A 6,298-nucleotide genomic window follows, 5' to 3' on the forward strand; every position below is an offset into this window, starting at 1 on the left:
AATTATTAAAAATAACAAGTTTATTATTTGGAATAATTCTAAATAACAATATCTTTGCCTTTAAAATAATTCATAAATTTTGTTCCGAAAAAAGAAAAACCATTCAGATTCTATTACTACTCTTGATATAAAATCAATCTCTGGTTTTGAAAAAACATATAATGCCTATTGGGAAAAAGTGTATGCTGTATGTTATAATAATACACGTAAAATTGAATTGTCTCAAGGTATGACCCAAGAGATTTTTAAATCATTATGGGAAAGAAGAAACAGGCTTCAAATTGAACATATTGAAAATTATTTAGTACGCGCTGCAAAGTTTAAAGTGTCTGAGTATTATAGAAATAAGGCAATAAGAGAAAAAAAATTAAACATAGCTTGTGCAGATTATTGCAATGCTGCAAATTGTACAGAAAATGACATTTCATTTTCATTTCTTGTAGAAGAACTTGGTATGTTAGTAGAGAAATTACCTTGCCGATGCAAAGAAGTTTTTAAAATGAGTAGAGAAAAAGGATTCACTAATAAACAAATTGCAACAGAACTACAAGTAACAGAACGTGCAGTAGAATACCATATAAGTAAAGCTTTGAAGTTTTTAAAAGCGAACTTAAGCACACAAACAGTATTGTAATATCGTTTATTATACAATCGGTCTTCTTCCCTAAAACCTCTAAAATTATTTTTTTTCAAATAAAAACACATTTTCTACTTCGGTAAAGAAGAAGTTATGCTACTACTATAATGAAGCCTACATAAAGGTTTTTTAATTCATCTTTAAAAATGAAAGTAGATAATACACTTTTAGAAAAATATTATAATGGATTTTGCTCTAAGGTAGAGCAAGATATTGTAGAAAAATGGTTGGCATCAAATAAGTTTGATAATAGTAATCCTTTAGATCTTCCTACAGGTGAATCTAAAGAAGCTCATAAAAAAAAGATATGGCAAGATATTTCTCAAAGTTTGCCTAGTACAACTGTTAAGATAATTCCACTATATAAAAAACTCACACGTTATGCTGCTGCTGCCTGTTTTATTATGGGAGTATTTTTTGCTGGTCGATATTCTAAAATTAACAATACAACTATCGTTGCACAAGAAATTGCTGCAAAGCAGAAATCTCATGATCTTTTGGTTTATGGAGGAAACAAAGCTTACGCCAAAATACAGGGAGATACTTTTAACCTACAATTTGACGGACGATTAAAACTTTACAATAGTTCTACTTCAGTAAAGACTATTAAAGTTAGCAATGTTACTTACACATTAGAACCCCGTCAAACCTATTATCTATTGGGTAACAACAATAAATCTACGCTTATAGCCAATAATGTCCGTTATGATTCAGCTCCCGAAATATTTAGCGTATTAAAAGGTGATTTTAGTATTAAGGCTTATACAGCATAAAAACATGAAATATACTATTCTCTCCCTACTGTTGTTTGTGCAGGTTTCACATTTAATGGGTCAAAACAACAATACTTTTGTCATTCAAGGTAAGGTTACAGATTCTTTTGGCGAACCAGCTATATATGCTCACGTCATTATAGATGCTTTAAAAACAGGTGCTTATACAGATGAAGAAGGTAACTATCTGTTAAAAAAAGTACCTCAAGGAACACATCAACTTTCCGTTAAAATGCTAGGATATAAAACGCAAGAGAGGTCTGTTCAAGTTGAGAATACCTCATTGTTTTCTATCAATTTTACCATCATAGAAGATCTAACAAATTTGGAAGAAATAGTGGTAAATACCAAAACCGTAAAAAGCAAGTTAGAAAGTACTGCTAAAGCAATAGGGGTTATTGAGACTAAAAAAATTAGACTTCAATCTGCTGATTTAGGAGAGGTAATGGCAAAATCGGAAGGTGTAAGCGTACAACGATCAGGTGGCTTAGGCTCCAATACACGATTTGCGTTGAACGGGTTATCGGGAGAAAAGGTTCGTTTTTTTTATGATGGTATTCCTTTAGAATTTACACTTTATAGCTTTGGTATTGCCAACGTTCCTGTAAACGCTATTCATCGAATTGAAGTATACAAGGGAGTTGTACCTATAGGATTTGGGGCAGATGCTTTGGGTGGAGCAGTAAACATGGTTCCTCAAAAAGTACATAACGGTTGGTTTGGGGGTATGTCATATCAGCTAGGGTCGTTTAATACTCACCGTACCACAGCCGATATAGGGTATTCTAGTGATAAAACAGGTTTTTTTGTTAAAGCTGGTGGTTTTTATGACCATACAGATAATAATTATAAAATAGATGTAGCAATTCCGAATGATAAAGGGGGATTACAACAAGAAACTGTAAGAAGGTTTCATGATGCTTATAGTGCCTATGGTTCCAGCCTTAGGTTTGGTGTCCGAAATAAAAAATGGGCAAACGAATTGAGTCTAGAAAGTTATTATGGAGACTATAATAATGAGGTGCAGAATAGCCAATCACCTCAATTAATCGATCAACCAGATTTAGGTATTAGCAACGCAGTAGCGGGTATCCCATTTGGAGAAGTACTTTTTACCAATTATTCCCTAGGTACTAATCTAACTTACGATGTTAATTTACATGACCACTGGACATTAAACCTTAAGGCGGGCTATAACTATAATGAACGAAAATCACTTGATATAGGAAACCAATTATATAATTGGTTTGGTGAGGTAATAAGAGCGCAAAATATACCTGGTGAGTTTGGTGATGCGGACAACTTAATTACCAAAAGTGAAAATTTATATGCCAGACAACAAACCACTTATATTATTAATGATAGATATAGCCTAAAGCTTTCTTTAGCTCCAACTTATACTTATCGTACAGGAGATGATTTGTTGATTGACGGACCTTTTGATGAGGCTTTGGACGATAGTTATCTCTTCAACTTTGTTACTGGATTGGAATACACAGCAAATCTGATGGAAGAAAAGTTACAAAACATTGCTTTTGTAAAAAACTATCGTCAGAATATCCGAAACGAATCGTTAGATCCTAGTTTAGAGGTAATTAATATAAATAAGCGTTCGGTAAGTAATTATGGTGTTGGTAATGGATTGAGATATAATTGGTCTTCCCATTTTTCTACCAAAATTAGTTATGAGTACGCTTACCGATTACCCCAACAAAATGAGATTTTTGGAGATGGCTATCAGGTTTTTGAAAATTTAGAACTACAACCAGAAAGCAGTCACAATGTTAATCTGCAATGGAATTACCATAATAATTATAATGCTGTTACCCAATGGCAATTACAAGGAAATTTATTCCTGCGTAAGATTGACAACCTTATTTTTCTTGTTGTAGATCCTGCCGAAGGTTTTGGTTCTTATCAAAACGTATCGAGCGCCAACTCGCAAGGATTAGAATTAAGTGGAAAAATAAAAGATGTGGTAAAAGGGTTAAGCTTTAATGCTAACACTACGTATCAGTCTTACTTAAATACCTCTAGCGAAGGTCCTTTTGCTAGTTTTAAGAATGACCGTATACCCAATACACCTTATTTCTTTGCTAATGGTGGAGCGGAATATCAACTACAAAATGTATTGAAAAAAAATGATCAGTTTTCTTTATTTTGGAATGTACGTTATGTGCACTCGTTTTTTATTGGATGGGAAAGTGCAGGCTCATCACAATACAAATCAGAGGTACCTAAACAAACCCTAAACACTACGGGTATTACTCATAAGGTAGATATTAAGAATACTAGAAATGCCCTAACTTTTGAAGTACAGAATTTAATGAATGCTAAAATTTTTGATCTATATGGGTTACAGCGACCTGGTAGAACATTTCATTTAAAATTCACCACTCAATTTTAAACACAAAAGCCTATGTAAAACAAAAAATTAATTTAGATCTAATTCTCAGAATTATTAATAAAATTTTAAGAGAGTTAATATTATGTAGAAAAAATAAAAAGCCTGCTTGAAAATGTATCGGACTAGTATACATTCCAATTAAATGCAGGCACAATTAACAAATTGTTAAATCAAAATTACAAAAAATGAAAACAATACAAAAATGGACATGGAAAGTTATGTTCTTACTTGGAATATTAACTGTAGGACTTGCCTCTTGCAAAGATGATGATAACGAAGTTTCTGTTATTGATGGAGAAGAAAAGGAATCGGCTTGGGTACAAATATTTACAACAGAAACTCCAGAAGGTAAGGTATATTACATGAAAGCAAACGAGGGACTACCTGCGGTACTAAATATATCGGACGCCTTAGAACTCGGATCAGATGTTTCTGCCAAAATGCATGGGGAGTATGTTTATATTGTAAACACCTCTTCTTCTACCATTACCAAATGGAGTGTTAATAAAGTGACTCTTGAATTCAAGGTTGAAGGTATTCTTAGTTTTGCTTCAACTGGAATTCAAGCATCAAGCACTCTAGTATTTCTTTCTGAAGATCAAGCTTTCATGTCTGACTTAGGAGAAGGAGTGGTTCTGGAATGGAATCCAACAAAAATGGAAATTACGGAGAAATATGATGTGGAATCTGCACTTAATGGGCTTTCCAGTGATCTTACTATTTATGACGGACTTGGGTTTGCACTTGATGGAAAAGTTGCTTGGACGGTAAAGTATAATTTAGATATTTGCTGTGAGAATTTGTTACCAGAAGGAGGAGCTACAGTAGGAGTATTTGATGTATCTTCAGGAACTTTAACATACAAAAAGGATGATCGTTTACTAGTTACAGATTATAAAACTTTTGCTGATGAAAATGGAAATTATTACATACAACCTCATAATCAAAGTGGCATGTACTATGAGTATTTTGATATAAACAACACACAATCTGGAGCTCCTTTTACCTTATTAAGAATGGATTCAAGTGGAAATTTTGACACTACTTTTGAACTTGATTATTCAGAATTATTCCCAATTACTTATGGAGGTAGAATATCTATGATATACGGTAATAAAATGGTGATAAATTATGATGAAGTAACCTTTCCTGAAAATTACGAAGCCAGGTGGGATTGGTGGGGAGACGAATCAATCAATCATACGGTAGTAATTGATCTTGAGACTAAAGAAGTAAATTCATTTAATGCATTTGCAGATTATTCAAGCATCGTATATATGGGTAATTTTGATGGTGTTAATTATTTCAGTGCTTATAATAGAGGTGATAACGGTTGGATAGTAGATGTATTGAAACAAAATTCTATTGATAATTTTACTGTTGTTACAACGCTTGTTGGAACTGTCACTGATATAGGAAAACTGTGGTAATAGTAGATTATAACCTTTTTATTTAGACCATTTAATGAACCAGCCTTTATACTGTAATATTTAGGCTGGTTTTTTTATAAAAAAGCATATGATTTTAGGTGTGATTTTACTATCTAGTTTTGGCTTTTTCTTATTATATAATACTTCTAAAAGAATAAAATTAGGAGATTCTATTTTCGAGAAATGGTTGCAAAACCATGAGACTATTTCTAAATGGATTGGTGTTGAAAAGCTTGTGAAAAAAATATAACGAGAATATACTCGCCAGCGTATAGTTTAAAACGACTCTAAAAGTTAGCTTTTTTTTGGTACTTCGGCTGCGCTCAGCATAAACTAAGGTAAGCGATGGATAATTGTGTTTAAAAATAAATGCCATAAAGCATTTTAATTTTTAAAAAGCAATCGAGCGTTTGGCAGCGGCAATTTTACATAATGGCTAATTATAGCTACAAATGTGTAAACGTGAAGTTTCTTGAGAAATGCTTTTGCATTCATGAGCTCCTCTAAAAAAATATTAACCTTGCGAACTAATCACATATTTAAAAAAACATGAACGATTGTACAGAATATTTAAATTAAACGAGAAGCCAAACACGAATGTTTAATGACCCAAGTACTATACATCAAATAGAAACGTGAACATATTGGGATATTTTACATAATATTGAATTATAGATATCTAATTGTATGAAATACATTTGTACTATAATGTTCTGCGTTATGTAACTTTGCTTTGGTAAAAGCGAAGTTTATACGAGGCCACTGAAAAAGTCTATTAAGACTTAAATAGTAATGAAAAGGAGTAGAAATCGAAGATTTTCTACTCCTTTTTTGTATCTTAAAAGAGTAAAAATATTCTTTTATCTATGCTAGATCAACAACAAAAAGTTCAATTTAGTGAATACAGTTTATTGTATGATTTAATTGTTCCAAAAGAGAATTTACTAAGGAAAATCAATAATTTAATAGATTTTTCTTTCATTTACGACGAATTATTAACCAAGTATTGTCATAATAATGGGCGAACCGCAGAATGTCCTATTCGAATGTT

Annotated in this window: 5 protein-coding genes; all 5 read left to right on the forward strand. The window is 32.2% G+C overall.

The genetic code is table 11. The annotated features are described in order from the left end of the window. Positions 1–79: 79 nt before the first annotated feature. Positions 80–634 (forward strand): sigma-70 family RNA polymerase sigma factor, encoded by a 555-nt coding sequence (locus Q4Q35_RS00430; RefSeq protein WP_303275944.1) that lies wholly within the window; start codon positions 80–82, stop codon positions 632–634. Positions 635–783: 149 nt separating this feature from the next. Continuing rightward, a complete protein-coding gene (locus Q4Q35_RS00435; protein WP_303275945.1) occupies positions 784–1,410 on the forward strand; it encodes a hypothetical protein in 627 nt (208 codons plus the stop codon). A 4-nt stretch (positions 1,411–1,414) separates the two neighbouring features. Then, positions 1,415–3,817 carry a TonB-dependent receptor gene (locus tag Q4Q35_RS00440; RefSeq protein ID WP_303275946.1) on the forward strand — a complete coding sequence of 801 codons (2,403 nt, stop codon included), beginning with the start codon at positions 1,415–1,417 and terminating at the stop codon, positions 3,815–3,817. 185 nt (positions 3,818–4,002) lie between these two features. After that, entirely contained in the window at positions 4,003–5,247 is a 1,245-nt protein-coding gene (locus tag Q4Q35_RS00445) for a hypothetical protein (RefSeq protein WP_303275947.1), read from the forward strand. A gap of 866 nt (positions 5,248–6,113) precedes the next feature. Further along, on the forward strand, positions 6,114–6,298 hold a 185-nt coding region (locus Q4Q35_RS00450), incomplete at its 3' end, for a transposase (RefSeq protein WP_496559749.1).

It is taken from the genome of Flavivirga aquimarina, assembly GCF_030540835.1.
Taxonomy (GTDB): Bacteria; Bacteroidota; Bacteroidia; order Flavobacteriales; family Flavobacteriaceae; genus Flavivirga; species Flavivirga aquimarina.